Here is a 16331-nt window from a genome sequence, read left to right on the forward strand (position 1 = left end):
GCCGGGGACCGTTCGCGGAGACCGTCGGCTGGCTCTGCACGGGAACGTCCCCGGTGGCCGCGAGTGCATCGGCCACCCCGCGCAGCAGGGCCAGGATGTCGGCCGATACGATCACCTTGCTGCGGTCCAGGCCGACGAGGAGGCCCACCAGCCGACCGTCCGCGCGGACCACCGGCATCGTGACATGACTGCGTATCCCGAGCTGGCGGTATTCGGCCGTGTCGGATCCGGCGTGCGTCGGGCCGAGACCGGACCCCGTGGCGGGCGTGCCGTCGAGCACGCGGGCGACCAGGCTGTCCCCCCGGGGGTAGTGCGTTCCCTCGTCGAGACCAGCGGAGGGACCTGTCACCCGGAGATAGCTCGCGGTCGTCGTCGATACCACGACGAAACAGGCCGTCTCCATCCGGTGAAGGGCACTGGCGGCCCGCAGCGCGGCATCGACGGTGCTCCACGCCTGTTCTGAAGGTGCTGACGACACAGGCCGAACTCTCCCACAAACTTCACGGGCAGTGACGGACACCGTCCCACGAGCCGGCCGCGTGTGCAGTGGGAAGGTAAGAACCCCCGAGATGTCGTTGCTCTACGTATCCGTTATGCGGCAGAAGTGACCTTCTCTGTGACTTGGCGAAGGCTTGGGTTCGTCATCACAGTGCCATCGGCAAAGAGCACGGTCGGTACGGTCGCGTTCCCGTTGTTCGCATCGCGGACACGTTGCTCTGCTGTCGGGTCCTGCTCGATATCAACGGTCGTGTACTCGACGCCGGCATGGTCGAGTTGGCGCTTCAGCCGAACACAGTAGCCACACCAGGAAGTCGTGTAGATCGTGAGCACGAAAGGGCCTCCAAGCCGCTGGTGACACAACGGTTCATGTAACCCCACCGCGGCGCTGTCGGTTCCCGCCGCGCGGCGGGGACTACCGTATCGGATGATGTCCGGACCGCCTGCCTTCGCCGCCCAGGCCGCCCGTGTGCGGTCGGGCAACGATCTGCTCGCCGCGCTCGATCCCGAACAGCGGGTCGCGGCCGGAGCTCCGCTCGGACCGGTCTGCATCCTCGCCGGCGCCGGTACGGGTAAGACACGCACCATCACCCATCGAGTCGCGCACATGGTCGCTCAGGGGGGGGCCGGGCCGGGTCAGATCCTGGCGGTGACCTTCACAGCCAGGGCCGCGGGAGAGCTGCGCGGCCGGTTGCGGGCCATGAGTGTTGATGGAGTGCAGGCCAGGACGTTCCATTCCGCGGCTCTCAAGCAACTGTTGTACTTCTGGCCGCCGGTCGCCGGGGTCGCGCTGCCCAGGGTGGAGAAGAGCAAGATCCCGTACGTGGTGCGGGCGGCCGCCCGCCTGCACCTGCGGCCGGACCGGGCCGAGCTGCGCGACCTCACCTCGGAGGTCGAGTGGGCGAAGGCGACGCTTGTGGGCCCGGCGGACTACGCCCGGATGGCGGCGGCGAGCGGGCGGGAGACCGCCACCCCCCCCGAGACGGTCGCCCGGCTCTACGCCGCGTACGAGGAGGTCAAGCGCGACGCCGGTGTGATCGACATGGAGGATCTGCTGCTGCTGACCGCGGCGATGATCGAGGAGCACAGCTGGGTCGCGGCCGAGGTCAGGGCCAGATACCGCCATTTCGTCGTTGACGAGTATCAGGATGTCAACGACCTGCAACAGCGTGTCCTCGACGCCTGGCTGGGGGAGCGCGACAGCCTCTGTGTCGTCGGGGACCCCCATCAGACGATCTATTCGTTCACCGGGGCGTCGCCCGAGCACCTGCTCGGGTTCCCGCGCCGGTTCCCGGACGCGGCCGTGGTGCGTCTGATCCGGGACTACCGGTCCACCCCCCAGGTGGTCGGACTCGCGAACACCCTGATGCGGGCGGCCCCGGCGGCTCGCATCATCGCTGCCTGCCCGGAGGGTCCCGCCCCGGTGTGGCTGGAGTGCGACAGCGAGCCGGCGGAAGCCGCCGCGGTGGCGTCCCGGATCCGCCGGCTGCTCGACCAGGGCGTGCCGGCGAGTGAGATCGCCGTGCTGTATCGCACGAATGCCCAGTCCGAGGCGTATGAGGCGGCGATCGGCGGGGCCGGCATCGCTTACCTGCTCCGGGGCGGGGAGAAGTTCTTCGAGCGGAGCGAGGTCGTCGCAGCCATGCGGTTGCTGCGGGCCGCGGTGCGCTCTGCCGACACCGACCGCCCGGAGGGACTCACGGCCGTCGTCGCCGACATCCTCGCGGCGCTCGGCTGGCGGGCGGACCAGCCGACGGTGGGCTCGGGCGCCGAGCGGGAACAATGGGAGAACCTCGCCGCGCTGCACCGGCTGGCCGGCGATCTCGCCGCCCGTTCGCCCGAGGCCGACCTTGAGGCCTTCGTCGCCGAGCTCGGCGACCGCGCGACCCACGAGCATCAGCCGACGGTGCAGGGGGTGACCCTGTCGACCCTGCACACCGCCAAGGGCCTGGAATGGGATGCGGTGTTCCTCGTCGGGCTGACCGAGGGCACGCTTCCCCTTGTCCATGCCAGGACCGCCGAGCAGATCGCCGAGGAACGTCGCCTGCTCTACGTCGGGGTGACCAGGGCCCGCAGGCACCTTGTCCTGTCCTGGGCGCTGTCCCGGGCAGAGGGCGGCCGGCGGTCGCGGCGGCCGTCCCGGTTCCTCGACGATCTGCGCCCGATGCGCCGGGAGCCCGCGGCCGGCGTCCGCCACGGGGGGCGAGGCGAGGGCACGAGACCCGTGGCCGGGGCGGAGGAGGCCAGCCCGGGTCGGTCCCGGAGCAGATCGGCGGTGCGGTGCCGGACGTGCGGCCGGTCGTTGACGGGTGTGCATGCGCGGGTCGGACGCTGCGAGGGCTGCCCCGGCGACGTCGACGCCGCGCTGTTCGAGCGCCTGCGGGCGTGGCGTTCGGCGCGGGCGAAGGAACAGGGGGCACCGGCCTTCGTCGTCTTCACCGACGCCACGCTGCAGGCGATCGCCGAGAGCCGGCCGAGCACGGTGGCCGAGCTCGTGCGGCTGCCCGGCATCGGACAGGCCAAACTCGACCGTTACGGGGAGGACGTACTTGCCCTCGTCGCGGGGCGCACGCCGCCGCCGGTCGGGTCGCCACCGGTGGCGGAGTCATTGGAGTCCGGCACGCCGCCCGACGCTTCGTAACTGGAAGTGTCCGCAGCGCGACACAGAAAATATGTTGTGGTTCGCGCGGCGAGCTTCTACCGTTACCGAGGACGCCTGAAGCAGGCATGTGGAGTGACACCCGTCGGCACCCACGGACTCCGGAGCCCACAGAGAAGGAGGTGATTTCGTCGTGTTCAGCATTGTGATGGACAGAGCTGTCGCCGAGATCACCCGTCCGTGGGAGAACCGGCACGGCGCGGCCTTCATGAATGCCGTCATCGGTGCGCCCGCCGGCCGTGGCACGTCCGCCGCCGTCCTCACGGTCCAAGCCAATGATCTGTCGGCCCAGGAGTCCGCGTTCCCGAACCCGGCGGGGGGCGTGGCGTCGGCGTCCGGCTATGCACACCGTCACCTCACCTTCCGGGGATCCGCCCACGATCCGCTCCTGGACTAGCGCCGACTGGAGCCGAATCCGAGGCCGCGGATCCCGATGGGGACCGCGGCCTTTGTCGTTTCGCTTCCTTCATCCCACCCGAAGACCAACCTGTCTCGGAGGTGACACCGGTGTTCGACCCCTCGATCGTTTCCCGGATCGAGCGGGATCGTCTCGTCCTGCCCTGCTGGGACGTAGATCCTGACATGTTCTTCGCTGAGTCCCCGGCGGACGTGGAGACCGCCAAGGCCGTCTGCCGGACCTGCCTCATCCGGGCGGCGTGCCTGTCCGCCGCGCTCGACCGTGCCGAGCCCTGGGGAGTGTGGGGTGGCGAGCTGCTGGTGACCGGTAGCGTCGTCCCGCGCAAGCGGCCCCGCGGCCGTCCGCGCAAGGAGCGCAAGGAAGAAGAGGTCGCCGCCTGAGCCCTCCGTGCCACCCATTGATCACATGGGGGCGGCGGTGGCATCGCCGCACCAGCACGGGCGGGACACCGGATCGTCGGTGTCCCGCCCACCGGTGTTGCCGCGCTTTTTCTTCCGGTGGTGCCCGCGGCCCCGGTACTGTTCCGGCGTGCCCAGCAGCGAGCGTGTCTACCCGGTGTCCACAGGTGCGGGTCCGGCCGGAGCGCCGGGACTGACCGCATCCGACGATCTTTCTCTGGCCGTTGCCGTCCTCACCAGTCCCGAGCTGGCCGCGATCGTGGATCTCGTGGCCTGGGTCGATTCCGGCTGGCTCTACGTGGCGAACGCGATCGGTTCGTCGCGGTTGCCGGTGGCCGATCCGGACGGTCCCCGGGAGCTCCGCTTCGGGCGTGACCCGCTCGGGTCGGAGGATCCGATGCACGGCGTGCCGCTCGCGGCGGCGCTCGCCGACCCGTCACCACCGAACGAGTGCAACTCCTACCCGTTCGCCGGACGGCGACTGCTGTCCGCCTTCGCCGATCCCAGCCGTTCACCCGATCTGATCGTCGTACACACCCCCCGGCACTACTGGCCCGACCGCGGCGGCCACCTGGGCGAGCACGGATCGTTGGATGCCGGCCAGTCCCGGGCTCCGCTGATCCTGGCCGGCGCGGGCGTGCGGGACCGGGGCCCGCGGGCCGGCGCGGCGCGGGTCATCGACATCGGACCCACCCTCGCGGCCCTCGCCGGCGTGACCATGGCGGATGTGGAGGGGACGCCGCTCACCGATCTGGTGGGCCCAGGGGCCCGGTACGTCGTCGGCCTGCTCTGGGACGGGGCAAACAGCAATGACGTCCTGCACCTCGCGCACACCGGCGAGCTGCCGGGGGTCGCGCGTCTGCTCGCCACCGGGACGGCCCTGACCGGTGGCGCGATCGCCGAGTTCCCCAGCGTCACGTTGACCAACCACACCTCCGCGCTCACCGGAGTCGGGCCGGGCCGGCACGGCATCCTGCACAACGTGTACTTCGACCGGGCGACCGGCGAGCAGGTCGTCGTCAACGACGTGCGGACCTGGCATTCCGCGTGCGATCAGCTTCGGGACGGGGTGGAGACGCTGTTCGAGGCCCTCGTGCGCGACCGGCCCGGGGCGACCAGCGCCTGCGTGAACGAACCGGTCGACCGGGGTGCGGACTACTCGACCTTCGGGCTCGTGCGGGCCGCCGGTAACCACGGCGGGGCCGGCGATATGGGGGACTACCTGCCTCCGGCCGACGGCGACCCGCACGCCACCGCCCACTGGGTAGGGGAGAGCGCCGACTATGCCTGGTCCACCCGGGTGGACGCGCTCGGCCTCGCGCAGGTCCAGCAGCTCTGGGCGGCGGACGCGGTGCCCCCGGACCTGATGTGGTGGAATACCACCATTACCGACACCGGGCATCACGGGGGCGGCCCGTACTCCGAGCAGGCCCGCGCCGCGCTGCGGGACGCGGACGCCCGGTTGTGCGCCTTCCTCGACCTGCTCGCCGAGCGGGATCTGCTGGCTGAGACCGTGATCCTGCTGACCGCCGACCACGGCTCGGAGGCGGCGGATCCCACCTGCCAGGGCGACTGGGGGGCTGCGCTGCGCGCCGCCGGGGTGCGTTTCCGGGACGAGGGATACGGTTTCCTGTATCTCGGCGTCGACATCGTCGACATCGTCAAGCAGCCGGGGGCTGACCCGTCGGGCCAGGCCCGTCAATAAGCGTCGGTCACGGTTGCGGGGTCGGAGAAGACTCCTCGTCCGGTGCCCGGCGCGGGGCGGCCTTGCGGCCTGACCGGGGTCGAGCCGCGGCGGAGCGGTTCGCCGGGGTGGAAGGCCGGCTCGGTTCGGCCGGCTCGGCCTGCATGGGCAGCGCCGCGGGGGTGGTGGCCCGGTTGGCCGCCGCCGCAGCAGTGTCGGCCGCCGATCTCCAGACCTCGTCCTGGACGAGGAGAGCGGGCAGGGGACGACCGGGCCGGTTGGCGTCCTCGGCCGCGCGGGCGGTCGCCGTCCCCGGTTCGGCGAACCCGGGTTGCCAGCGCTCCATCTCGTCCCGGAAGCGGCCGGTGCTGCCCAGTTGGCACAGGATGCCGATCGCGCCGAGTGTCACCCGGTGGATGAGCAGGTACGACGGCGGCAGATTGAGCTGGCGACCGAGCTGTGCCGCCGCCGACCGCCAGTCTCCGAGCCTGGCGGCCTCCTTGCGCAGCCAGCCTCGGGAGAAGGTGAACTCCTCCACCGCGATCGGCTCCAGCATCGGGGCCAGATAATCCAGCAGGTCCTCGGTTCGGATTTCGGCCGACGGCGGGATGAAGCCCTCACAGCGCAGTCCCTGCTCGACGGCGTCGGCGTCCCCGGCCAGGGTCTGTCGAGCCAGCCGGCCGATCGGCGCCGGCAGGCCGTCCGGCAGGCGGTTCACGGCACCGAAGTCCAGGACGCCGAGCCGCCCGTCGGACAGCAGGCGGAAGTTGCCGGGATGCGGATCCGCGTGCAGCAGACCGGCGCGACCCGGGCAGGAATAGAGAAACCGCACGAGCAGCAGGCCGGCGGCGTCGCGCTGCTCCGGGGTACCGTCCGCGATGATGACGGACAGGGGGATTCCCTCGATCCACTCGCTCACGAGCACCCGGCCGGAACCGGCCAGCGGCCAGGGGATGACGACGTCCGGGTCGTCTGCGTACGCCTCGGCGAAGGCCCCTTGCCAGGCGGCCTCCAACCGATAGTCGAGCTCCTCGGCGATCCGGGCCTTGAGCTCCTCGACCAGCGGCTTGATGTCCAGCCCGGGAGTGACCGCGCCGAACAGCCGAGCGGCCCGGCCGAGCTGGGTGAGATCGGCGAGCAGAGCGGGACCCGCTCCCGGATACTGCACCTTTACCGCGACGGCCCGGCCGTCGGCCCAGACCGCCCGATGCACCTGGCCGATGCTGGCTGCCGCCGCCGGAACGTCGTCGAAGCTCGTGAACAGCGAGCGCCAGTCCGCTCCGAGCTCCTCGGCGAGCACGCGGTGCACCACCGCCGCCGGCAGCGGGGGCGCCGCCTCTTGCAGCCTGGTCAGCGCCGCCCGGTAGGGCCCGGCGACGTCGTCGGGAAGCACCGCCTCGAAGACGGACAGCGCCTGGCCCAGTTTCATGGCGCCACCCTTGAGCTCCCCGAGTACCCGGAAGATCTGCGCGGCGGTGCGCTGCTGGAGCTCGGAGGCGACGGCCTCGGCGGGGCGACCACCGATGCGTTTGCCGACGCCGAGGGTGGCTCGGCCGGCTATGCCGATGGGAAGCGTGGCCAGCTTGGCGGTGCGGACGACAGCCCGCCGTGGGATCTCGGACACCGCTCCATCGTGCCCTGTTCCGCGTCGTCACGGGTGCCGGCCAGGCGTAATGACTCCAGGACGCCAAATGGCTCCAGGACGTCGACGCGGCGACCGCCCGCGGAGTGGAACGGTCACGCAGGTGCCACTGGCGAAGAAGCGTCCGCCGACGCGGCCGCCGATCGGGCGGTGCGGCAGGGACAGTTGGGGTGGACCGGCCAGGTGCGTCGGCGGATCCGCCAGCCGGGAACGGTGAACTCCAGCGTGCCGTCGGCGGTCACCGGTAGGCCGGCGGTCACCGGTAGGACTGTGCGCGGGGGAGTCAATGCAACGAAGGTCTCATTGTTGCTGCTTGCTGTCGGTGGCAGGTAGGCCGAGTTGTCGGGATGTTGGCCAGGGGCGGGGCCCGTGACGCCGGATAGGTCGGATAAGTCGGATAGGGCGGGTGGAGGCGAGGTCCAGAAAGGCCAGGGCCTGCATGGCGGTGAGCGCGGCGACAAGACCCGCCAGGGTGATCTCGCAGGCGTCCGGCCCGGCGGCCGGGCGGTGGGCCATCTGCATGGCGAGCACCGGCCAGACCGGGTTCCGGGAGTACCGGTGGAGATGCTGGCAGTGCAGGCACGCGGTCACGGTCGGCACGACGAGCGGACCGACGATCCCCGTGGTCTCTCGCACTCCGGCCACGAGATGGGCGGTGCCCCGGCCTTCCAGGTCGAGGCACTCCCCAGGGTGGATCATCGGCAGACCGACCGGAGCCAGCACAATCAGGTCCGCGGCGAACCCGTCCTCGTCGGGCCGGCGGTGCCCGGCGGCCTGCCGGCTGGCCCGGGTCATCGCCGCGCCGGTGGCCAGGGACCGGGGACGCCCCACATCGTCGAGGCGCAGGCCGCCCGGGGAGACGTCGGCGGCGGTCGTCACCTCGGGATCGTCGATGACGACCCGGCCGATCCCGGCCGCGGCGAGCAGGGCCGCGACCTGAGCACCGACGCGACCGGCGCCGCGTACAAGAACACGCATCGCCCGGCGGGTGGCGAGGACCCGGCGCGCACCGGCCGGATCCTCTGATACCAGGGACAGCGCAGCCAGATCGGGCGACAGGCGGTCATGCTCGACCGCGGGCAGCGGTGCCGCACCGGGAGGCGCCGTGGCGTCGTCCAGCAGGCCGGCCTCGGCGAGCAGGTCGAGCAGGACCCGGCCGGCGGGAGTGCCATCGAGACGCAGCTGCTCCAGCGTGCGGCTGCCGTCGAGGGCGTCGAGCAGGGCGGCGTCCGACGGGGCCAGGTCGGCGAGGAGGACGGCGCGTGCGGTGTCGATGCCGAGCTGCAGGGTGGAGCTGTTGTGCCAGAGCTGGCGCAGGCCCGGCTTGAGGATCGGGCGCATGGATCCTCCGGGTGTTCCCGCCGGCCGGTCGAGGCCGGGGAATCGGACCAGGATGGGCCGGTCACGGCGACCGGCGGATCCTCAGCGTGGCACGTCCGACCGGCGAAGGGGGAACGCCCGTGGATCGCTGTGGACGTGCTGTGGACGAGACTGTGGATCACCCCGGTCCGCCCGGGTTACCTGTCCGGCTTGTCTGGTCCGTCGGATCCGCCATCGGCGGGTGGGGCGCCGCGGAGTTTCTCGATTTCGCCGATCGGGTCGTCGAGCGCGCTCGACGGCGCGCCGGACACGAACGCCTCTGGGGCGGCGAGATCTGCCGCGGTGGGCAGCAGATCGGGATGCGCCCACAGCGCGTCGCGACCCTCGTGACCCCGGGCGTCCCGTACCGCCTCCCACAGGGCGGCGGCCTCCCGCAGCTTGCGTGGCCGCAGGGAGAGACCGACCAGCGTGGCGAAGGTCTGCTCGCCCGGACCGCCTTCGGCGCGACGGCGCCGCACCATTTCGCATAGTTTGCCCGCGGCCGGCAGATGACCGGCGGCCGCGGCGTCCGTTACATGATCGACCCAGCCCTCGATCAGCGCGAGGATCAGTTCGAGACGGGCGAGCGCGGCCTTCTGCTCGGGGGTGGTGGCGTCGCTGAACACGTCCTCGCCGAGCGCCTCCGACAGCCGTTCAGGATTCATCAACGCCGTCGGGTCGACCATCCGCATCACCCGTCCGACGGCCTCGGTGTCCACCGCGATGCCGCGGGCGTACTCCTCCACCGCGCCCAGGACGTGGGCGCGTAGCCAGGGGACGTGCGCGAACAGCCGGTTGGACGCGGCCTCCCGCAGCGCCAGGTAGATGCGTACCTCGTCCTCGGGGATCTCCAGGCCCTGACCGAAGGCGACGACACCCGCTGGGATCAGGGCGGCGGTCCCGACCGGTCCGAGCGGCAGCCCGACCTCGGTGGAGGAGACGACCTCGGCGGCCAAGGTGCCGATCGCCTGCCCCACCTGGGCGCCGAACAGCATCCCGCCGACCCGGTTCATCATCTGCATAATGGGGCCGCCGGTGGCCATCAGCCCGCTGAGGTTGAGCCCCGGGGGCAGCGCGCCGCGCAGCTCACTCGGCAGCTCGATCCCGCCGCCACCGAGCTGGTTCAGCCCGCTGGAGATCCCAGTGCGCATCGCCTCGACGACCTTCGTGGCGATCGGGTCGCAGAGGGTCTGCCAGACCGGCAGGGTCTTCTCGATCCACTCCTGCCGCGACCAGGCCTCGGCCGCCGTGGCTCCGGCCGGCAGCGAGGTCACCGCGTCGAGCCAGACGTCGGCGATCCGCATCGCCTCGCCCACCGGCTCCCGCTGGGCCGTGGACACCGCGGAGTCGGTGTCGCCGAGGGATCTGACGGCCACCTGGCGGGCCAGCTCCCAGTTGACCGGACCGCCATGCCAGGACAGCAGCCGTTCGAGCTCGGCAAAGAACGGGGCGCCGCCACCGAAGGGGGGTCGGGGCTCGTCGCCGCCGCCAGCGGGCGTGAAGCCGAACGGGAAGTTGCCACTCATCGGCCGTAGCCTCCTCGGGAGGCGGGCAATCGCACGCACAGTTGGCACATGAACCCACGGTAATGCGTTTTCTGCCCAACGGGCGAAACGGCGCTGGCCCCGACCGTTACGGTCGTAGCTGTGGAACCGACGTGTTCTCTGGCGGGGGCCCCGCCGACCGCTCCCGCGTCACCTTCGCCGTCTCCGTCACCTTCACCTTCACCGTCGTCCGCGCCGGACCCGGACCCGGTCGCGCGGGTGACGCTCGCCGAGATCCGGGACGGCGCTCTGTCGGTGGACGAGTGCCTGGCTGCCGTGCGGTTCCCCGGTGTGGGGGGGATCGCCCTGTTCGTGGGCACTGTCCGGGACCAGGACCAGGGCCGCGGGGTGACCGACCTGACGTATCAGGCGCATCCCCGGGCCGGCACGGAGATCGCCCGGGTCACCGGCGACGTCGCCGCGACCGCACCGGTGCTGGCCGTCGCGGTGGTTCACCGTACCGGTCACCTCGCCGTCGGGGACACCGCCGTGATCGTGGCGGTCGGCGCGGCCCACCGGGCGGAGGCTTTTGCCGCCTGTCGTCGTCTGATCGATGACATCAAGGAGCAGGTTCCCATTTGGAAACACCAGATTTTTGCGGATGGCGCGGCGGAATGGGTAAGCGCCTGCTGATCGGGGCACCCTACGATAGAAATTAAGTCATCTTCTTGCCCGTCTCGACGTCGAGGCTCCCATGTGGTTCCTGTTGATCCCCCCCGTCGCCGTGCTCATAACTCTTGCGTGGGTCGCCCTACGCAGCCGTCCCGACCGCACCTCCGAAGCCATGATCACGATTGAGGGCTACCGGCGCAGTATGGCCGCGCTGGCCCGACCGATCCCCACCCAGCACGAGGTTCGTACCGTTACCGCCCTCGACGAACCCGGCCATCCCGGCCATCCCGGGCGGTCCGCCGCGGCCGGGGCACCGCCCTCCGAGAGACACACGGCGCCGCCGTCCGAGTCCACCTGATCGTCTCCGTCCGGCGGCCGGGGCATCTCACCGGCCGCCGGGCGGCGGTTCAGGACCGAGTGGTCCTTCGAGTCCCTCGATCGTGCTTTTGATCTCGCTCTTTACTCCCCACTTCTCGGCCTGCCGCGCTGCCTTCCGCGCGGCCTTCCGGGACTCCGCCACGGCCTTCCGCTGCGCCTTTCGGGCCACCGAATGCCTTTCGGCACCGATCATCGCAACCCCGGGCCGTCGTGGCGAACCTCGGTTCCCGGACGCTGGGACGAGGGTTGTGAGCCCTGGTACTATGGACTGTGAGCATGGTCCGGCGCACCCAGACCCTCGTGGTCGCGTCGGTACTGGCTTTGGTTCTCGTGGTCGCGGGGCTGTGGATGCCGGTACCGTTCGTCACCTTGGCCCCCGGGCCGGTCACTGACACTCTCGGCAGCGTCGACGGGACGTCCTTGATCACTGTGGAAGGCCGGCGGACCTATCCGACCGCCGGCAAGCTCGAGCTGACCACGGTCGAGGAGACGCCCCGGCTCAACCTCGTCACCGCGCTGCAGGACTGGTCCGACTCCGACCGGGCGGTGGTGCCCAGCGAGCTGATCCGGCCGCCCGGTTTGAGTCAGGAGCAGATCCAGCAGGAGAACGCGCAGGCGATGCTCGACTCGCAGGACCAGGCGACCGCGGCAGCGCTCGCGCAGCTCGGTATCGCGCCCACCGGCCGTTCGGTCGTGGTCGCCGGGGTCCCCGCGGGCTCCCCGGCCACCGGCAAGCTGACGCCGGGCGATGTGATCACGAAGGTCGGCGGGGTGGCCGTGGCCAACCAGGAGGAGCTGCGCCGGCAGGTCGGGAAGGTGACTCCGGGCCATCCCGTGACGGTCACCTATCAGCGCGACGGAAAGACGGCCACGGCCACCGTCACGACTCGGGCCGCCACCGACGACCCCGCTCGCGCCATGATCGGTGTCACCACGACGGAGAAGCGGACCTACCCGTTCACGGTTCGTATCCGTATCTCGGATGTCGGCGGGCCGAGTGCCGGGCTGATGTTCGCGATGGGCATTGTGGACCTTCTCACCCCCGGCGCGTTGACCGGGGGAAAGATCATCGCTGGCACCGGGACGATCACCTCCGCCGGTGAGGTGGGACCGATCGGCGGTATCCAGCAGAAGATCCTCGGGGCCAGGGTGTCCGGGGCATCGATCTTCCTGGTCCCCGCGGGGAACTGCGGCGACGCCCGCGCGATCGACTCCGGCGGTCCGCGCCTGGTGAAGGTTGAATCGCTGGCGGGCGTGCTGAAGGCCGTCGACGCCCTCCGGGCGAATCCGGCCGCGGCGGTGCCGTCCTGCTGAGCGCGCCCCAAGCGCGCCCCATCCGTGCCATGCGCCATCCGTGTGCGCTCGGTGGCGCTGTTGTGCCCGGTGGCGCCGGTGCCGGAAGGGGACGGGCGGCTGCCGTGCGCCGCCGCCCACCGGGTCGACTCACTGGAAGGTCGCGAGCAGCCCGTCGACGAGGTTGTCGGCCAGATCCGGATCGATGACGAGTTCGTCGTCTCCGCGGACTCGCAGGCAGGACGCGTGCAGCCCGCTGCGGGTGACTCCGACGGCGAGGCGGACGTCCTGGCGTTCGGGATGGTTCGCCGCCCAGTACTCGATCTCGTGATCGGAGTACGGAGCCTCCTCCTCCGCGCTGGGCGGCAGGACGACAAGCTCGGTGACCAGCACGCACCCGAGCACCTCCGGCGGCCATCCGATCCCCGCCAGCACCTCGTCGAGCCGTCCCACCGGCAGCGGTTCCTGCTCGACCGGGGTCAGTGACCCAGGCGGGGAGTCGCCGATGTGGGGGGCCAGCGCGGGTTCTCGCGCCAGCAGGTCGGCGGTGTCGGCCAGCGCGTAGACCTGGCTGGGCTGATCCCACCCGGAATCGGCGACGTGCCGCTCGACCTCGAGTACGACGGAGGTCAACTCCGTGATGTTCGGGCTGTTCACCGACCCATCCTCTCCGATCTCCCCAGAGCCCTTGGCGTAGGTTGCCGTACTAGCGCGGTACGCGCCCCGAATCACCGACGCACGGAGGAACCTGTGGCAACCACCAGTCGCCGCCCGGTGCTGACCCGCACCAAGGTGCTCGTGCCGGTGCTGCTTGTCATCGTCCTCGCGATCACGATCATCGCCGTCTTCACTCAGCTATACACTGACCTGCTGTTCTACCGCTCGATCGACTTCAGCAGGGTGTTCACCACAGTCCTCTACACCCGGATTTTGCTGTTCGTCCTCTTCGGCGCGGTAATGGCGATCATCGTCGGAACCAACATCGTACTTGCGTACCGGCTACGGCCGCCGCTTCGGCCGTTGTCGACCGAGCAGCAGAACCTGGAACGTTACCGGTCGGCGATCGAGCCGTACATGCTGCTGATCCTGCTCGCGGTCACGACGCTGTTCGGTCTGGCCGCGGGCCTGTCCGCCGCCGGCCAGTGGCGGACGTGGCTGCTGTGGGTGAACGGCGAGTCTTTCGGGACCCCTGATCTGCAGTTTCACCGGGACATCAGCTATTACGCGTTCAGCTATCCCTTCCAGCGGTTCCTACTTGGCTTCCTGCTGACCGCGGTGCTGCTGTCGTTGCTCGTCACCCTGCTGACCCACTACCTGTTCGGCGGAATCCGGATGCAGACCCCGGGGGAACGGGTGACCCCGGCGGCGAAGGCGCACATCTCGGTGCTGCTCGGGCTGCTCGCCCTGCTCAAGGCGTGGGCGTATTACCTCGACCGGTTCGGCTCGGTGTTCTCCTCGCGCGGGGTGGGGACCGGTGCGTCCTACACCGATGTACACGCCGTGCTGCCGGCGAAGCTGATCCTGCTGTTCATCTCGCTGGCCTGCGCGGTGCTGTTCATCTACAACATCTTCCAGCGGGGCTGGACGCTGCCGCTGCTCGGCGCGGGCATCCTCGTCCTGTCCTCGGTGGTGATCGGCGGAATCTACCCGGCGATTGTCCAGCAGTTCCAGGTCCGGCCGAACGAGGCGACCCGCGAGGAGCCCTACATCGCGCGCAACATCGCGGCGACCCGGGCCGCCTACGGCATCCAGGACGTCGAGCCGCAGGACTATGCCGCCAGCACCGACGTCACCGCCCAACAGGTCGCCGCCGACACCGGCACGGTCCCCAACATCCGCCTGCTTGACCCCAGCAAACTCTCCCGGACGTTCCAGCAGCTCCAGCAGTTCCGCGGCTACTATGGTTTCCCGCCGACTCTCGACGTCGACCGGTACACCGTCATAGGGGCGGACAAGAAGCCGACGACCCAGGACTACGTGGTATCGGTGCGGGAGCTGAACCAGGCCGGGCTGGGAACGCAGCAGCGCAACTGGATCAACGAGCACCTGACCTATACCCACGGCAAGGGATTTGTCGCGGCGCCGTCGAACACCGTCGACGTGGGGCGCCCCGACTTCGATCACGGCGTGAGCGGTTTCCCGCAGGACGGTACCTTCGGTATCAAGGAGAACCGCGTCTACTTCGGGGAGATGTCGCCGTCGTATTCCATCGTCGGCACCAGGCAGATGGAGATCGACGGGCCGGGGCCGGGAGAAACCCAGGTCACCACGACCTACCAGGGCGACGGTGGGGTCTCGATCGGCTCGACCTTCCGTCGGGCGCTGTTCGCGCTGCGGTTCGGGGAGAAGAACATCCTGCTCTCCGGCGACATCACGAAGAACTCCCGGATCCTGTACGAGCGAAACCCGCGGGACCGGGTCAGCAAGGCAGCGCCCTGGCTCACCCTCGACGGAGACCCGTACCCGGCAATTGTCAACGGCCGGATCACCTGGATTCTCGATGGTTACACAACCTCCGACGGCTATCCCTACTCCGCCCGGCGCACTCTGGGTGACGTGACCGCCGACTCGGTGACCACCCAGAGCGGCAACCGCACCCGGCAGGCCTCGAACCAGGTCAACTACATCCGTAACTCGGTGAAGGCGACGGTGGACGCCTACAACGGCACCGTCACCCTCTACGCCTGGGATGAGTCCGACCCGGTGCTACGGACCTGGATGAGGGCGTTCCCGGACACGGTGAAGCCGAAGAGTGACATCCCACCGTCCCTCCGGGCACACCTGCGTTATCCGGAGGACCTGTTCAAGGTCCAGCGTGATCTGATCGGGCAGTACCACATCTCCAACCCGCGGGACTTCTACTCCCAGGAGGACTTCTGGGATGTGTCCGACTCGCCGGATGGAAGCGGGCAACCCCAGCCGCCGTTCTACGTCTACAGCCAGCTTCCCGGGCGCAAGGGCCCGTCCTACAACCTCACCTCACCGTTGATCTCCGCCCGGTCCTCGAAGCTCGCGGCATACATGGCGGTGTCCAGTGACTCCGCCAACTACGGCCGGTTCACTCTGCTCAAACTGCCGGCGGGGAACACGATCAACGGTCCGGTCCAGGTGCAGAACGCCATCGAGGGCAACGGCGACGTGGCCAAACAGCTGTCACTATGGCGCAGCGGGGGAGCGACCACGATCGAGGGCAACCTGCTGACCCTGCCCGTGGCCGGCGGGCTGCTCTACGTCGAGCCCTACTACGTCCAGGCCAGGGGGAGCACCGGCTACCCGACCCTGCAGGGGGTCGCCACGGCCTTCGGTGACCGCATCGGTTTCGGTACCTCGCTGGGTGAGGCCTTGGAGAAGGTCTTCGGCGCCGGCGCCGGTGCCGCGGCGGCCGGGGCCGGAACCGGGGCCACGACCACGGACACCGGTCAGGACAGCACGCCGGCCCCCAGATCAGGGCAGGGCGGGACAGGCGTCCCGCCGCCGGGGCAGACCGCGCTGCAGGACGCCGTGGGCGACGCTGACCGCGCCTACCAGGCGGGGCAGGACGCCCTGGGCAAGAGCCCGCCGGACTTCACCGCCTACGGGAAGGCCCAGAGCGAGCTGGCTGATGCGCTGGGTCGCCTGCGTACTCTGTCGAGTCCGGCGGCGACGCCACCCGCTGCCACGGCATCATCCGGTGCATCGGTAGCCGCGTCACCGGTCCCCGCGTCACCGGCCGCCAAGCCACCGGCTCCGTCCCCTTCGGCGACCGTGGCCGGCGGCGACACTCCCGGTCCACCGGGTGCCCGGGCCGCCCCGGCACCCGGCTAGTCCCGAAAGTCCCACATTGGGGCCGCCATCGGTTTGACAGCT

14 protein-coding genes are annotated in these 16331 nt (G+C 70.3%); 8 read left to right on the forward strand and 6 right to left on the reverse strand.

Going from position 1 to position 16331, the window contains the following annotated elements:
* Positions 1-478, reverse strand: a 478-nt coding sequence (locus AC08OT_RS03395; protein ID WP_476602524.1) for a GAF domain-containing protein, incomplete at its 3' end; no start/stop codon positions are given.
* A gap of 113 nt (positions 479-591) precedes the next feature.
* Positions 592-831: a mycoredoxin gene (locus tag AC08OT_RS03400; RefSeq protein ID WP_476591593.1), complete on the reverse strand. Its 240-nt coding sequence runs from the start codon at positions 829-831 to the stop codon at positions 592-594.
* Positions 832-925: 94 nt separating this feature from the next.
* Between AC08OT_RS03400 and AC08OT_RS03405 the strand changes: the two genes are divergently transcribed.
* From AC08OT_RS03405 to AC08OT_RS03420, 4 genes are all read left to right on the forward strand, one after another.
* Positions 926-3139, forward strand: coding sequence for an ATP-dependent DNA helicase UvrD2 (locus tag AC08OT_RS03405; RefSeq protein ID WP_476591594.1), 2214 nt, complete (start codon positions 926-928; stop codon positions 3137-3139).
* A 151-nt stretch (positions 3140-3290) separates the two neighbouring features.
* Entirely contained in the window at positions 3291-3554 is a 264-nt protein-coding gene (locus tag AC08OT_RS03410) for a hypothetical protein (protein WP_476591595.1), read from the forward strand.
* A 110-nt stretch (positions 3555-3664) separates the two neighbouring features.
* Positions 3665-3955 carry a WhiB family transcriptional regulator gene (locus AC08OT_RS03415; RefSeq protein WP_476591596.1) on the forward strand — a complete coding sequence of 97 codons (291 nt, stop codon included), beginning with the start codon at positions 3665-3667 and terminating at the stop codon, positions 3953-3955.
* A 148-nt stretch (positions 3956-4103) separates the two neighbouring features.
* A complete protein-coding gene (locus AC08OT_RS03420) occupies positions 4104-5678 on the forward strand; it encodes an alkaline phosphatase family protein (protein ID WP_476591597.1) in 1575 nt (524 codons plus the stop codon).
* Between the two features lie 7 nt (positions 5679-5685).
* On the opposite strand, the gene AC08OT_RS03425 is transcribed toward AC08OT_RS03420, so the two are convergent.
* The 3 genes from AC08OT_RS03425 to AC08OT_RS03435 all read right to left on the reverse strand — a co-directional run bounded on the left by AC08OT_RS03425 (position 5686) and on the right by AC08OT_RS03435 (position 10184).
* Positions 5686-7281: an ABC1 kinase family protein gene (locus AC08OT_RS03425; protein ID WP_476591598.1), complete on the reverse strand. Its 1596-nt coding sequence runs from the start codon at positions 7279-7281 to the stop codon at positions 5686-5688.
* A gap of 318 nt (positions 7282-7599) precedes the next feature.
* Positions 7600-8640 carry a ThiF family adenylyltransferase gene (locus AC08OT_RS03430; protein ID WP_476591599.1) on the reverse strand — a complete coding sequence of 347 codons (1041 nt, stop codon included), beginning with the start codon at positions 8638-8640 and terminating at the stop codon, positions 7600-7602.
* A gap of 176 nt (positions 8641-8816) precedes the next feature.
* The gene (locus AC08OT_RS03435; protein ID WP_476591600.1) at positions 8817-10184 is read right to left on the reverse strand and encodes a zinc-dependent metalloprotease; all 1368 of its coding nucleotides are present in this window, start codon (positions 10182-10184) and stop codon (positions 8817-8819) included.
* A gap of 237 nt (positions 10185-10421) precedes the next feature.
* Between AC08OT_RS03435 and AC08OT_RS03440 the strand changes: the two genes are divergently transcribed.
* The 3 genes from AC08OT_RS03440 (at position 10422) to AC08OT_RS03450 (ending at position 12506) form a co-directional block, all read left to right on the forward strand.
* Positions 10422-10835, forward strand: a complete 414-nt coding sequence (locus AC08OT_RS03440; protein WP_476591601.1) for a molybdenum cofactor biosynthesis protein MoaE — start codon at positions 10422-10424, stop codon at positions 10833-10835.
* Between the two features lie 61 nt (positions 10836-10896).
* Positions 10897-11172 carry a hypothetical protein gene (locus tag AC08OT_RS03445; RefSeq protein WP_462188354.1) on the forward strand — a complete coding sequence of 92 codons (276 nt, stop codon included), beginning with the start codon at positions 10897-10899 and terminating at the stop codon, positions 11170-11172.
* A 296-nt stretch (positions 11173-11468) separates the two neighbouring features.
* On the forward strand, positions 11469-12506 hold the full coding sequence (locus AC08OT_RS03450) for a YlbL family protein (protein WP_476591602.1): 1038 nt from the start codon (positions 11469-11471) through the stop codon (positions 12504-12506).
* Between the two features lie 129 nt (positions 12507-12635).
* Here the strand turns inward: AC08OT_RS03450 and AC08OT_RS03455 are convergent, their stop codons facing one another.
* Positions 12636-13142 (reverse strand): PPA1309 family protein, encoded by a 507-nt coding sequence (locus tag AC08OT_RS03455; RefSeq protein ID WP_011438157.1) that lies wholly within the window; start codon positions 13140-13142, stop codon positions 12636-12638.
* Between the two features lie 93 nt (positions 13143-13235).
* Here AC08OT_RS03455 and AC08OT_RS03460 point away from each other — a divergent pair, with 93 nt between their 5' ends.
* Entirely contained in the window at positions 13236-16289 is a 3054-nt protein-coding gene (locus tag AC08OT_RS03460; protein WP_476591603.1) for a UPF0182 family membrane protein, read from the forward strand.
* Positions 16290-16331 lie beyond the last annotated feature (42 nt).

It is taken from the genome of Frankia sp. CgJB1 (genome assembly GCF_977947065.1).

Coding starts and splice junctions, on each gene's coding strand:
- AC08OT_RS03450 (WP_476591602.1), top strand. CDS start 11,469: ATGGTCCGGCGCACCCAGACCCTCGTGGTCGCGTCGGTACTGGCTTTG.
- AC08OT_RS03445 (WP_462188354.1), top strand. CDS start 10,897: ATGTGGTTCCTGTTGATCCCCCCCGTCGCCGTGCTCATAACTCTTGCG.
- AC08OT_RS03405 (WP_476591594.1), top strand. CDS start 926: ATGATGTCCGGACCGCCTGCCTTCGCCGCCCAGGCCGCCCGTGTGCGG.
- AC08OT_RS03430 (WP_476591599.1), bottom strand. CDS start 8,640: ATGCGCCCGATCCTCAAGCCGGGCCTGCGCCAGCTCTGGCACAACAGC.
- AC08OT_RS03435 (WP_476591600.1), bottom strand. CDS start 10,184: ATGAGTGGCAACTTCCCGTTCGGCTTCACGCCCGCTGGCGGCGGCGAC.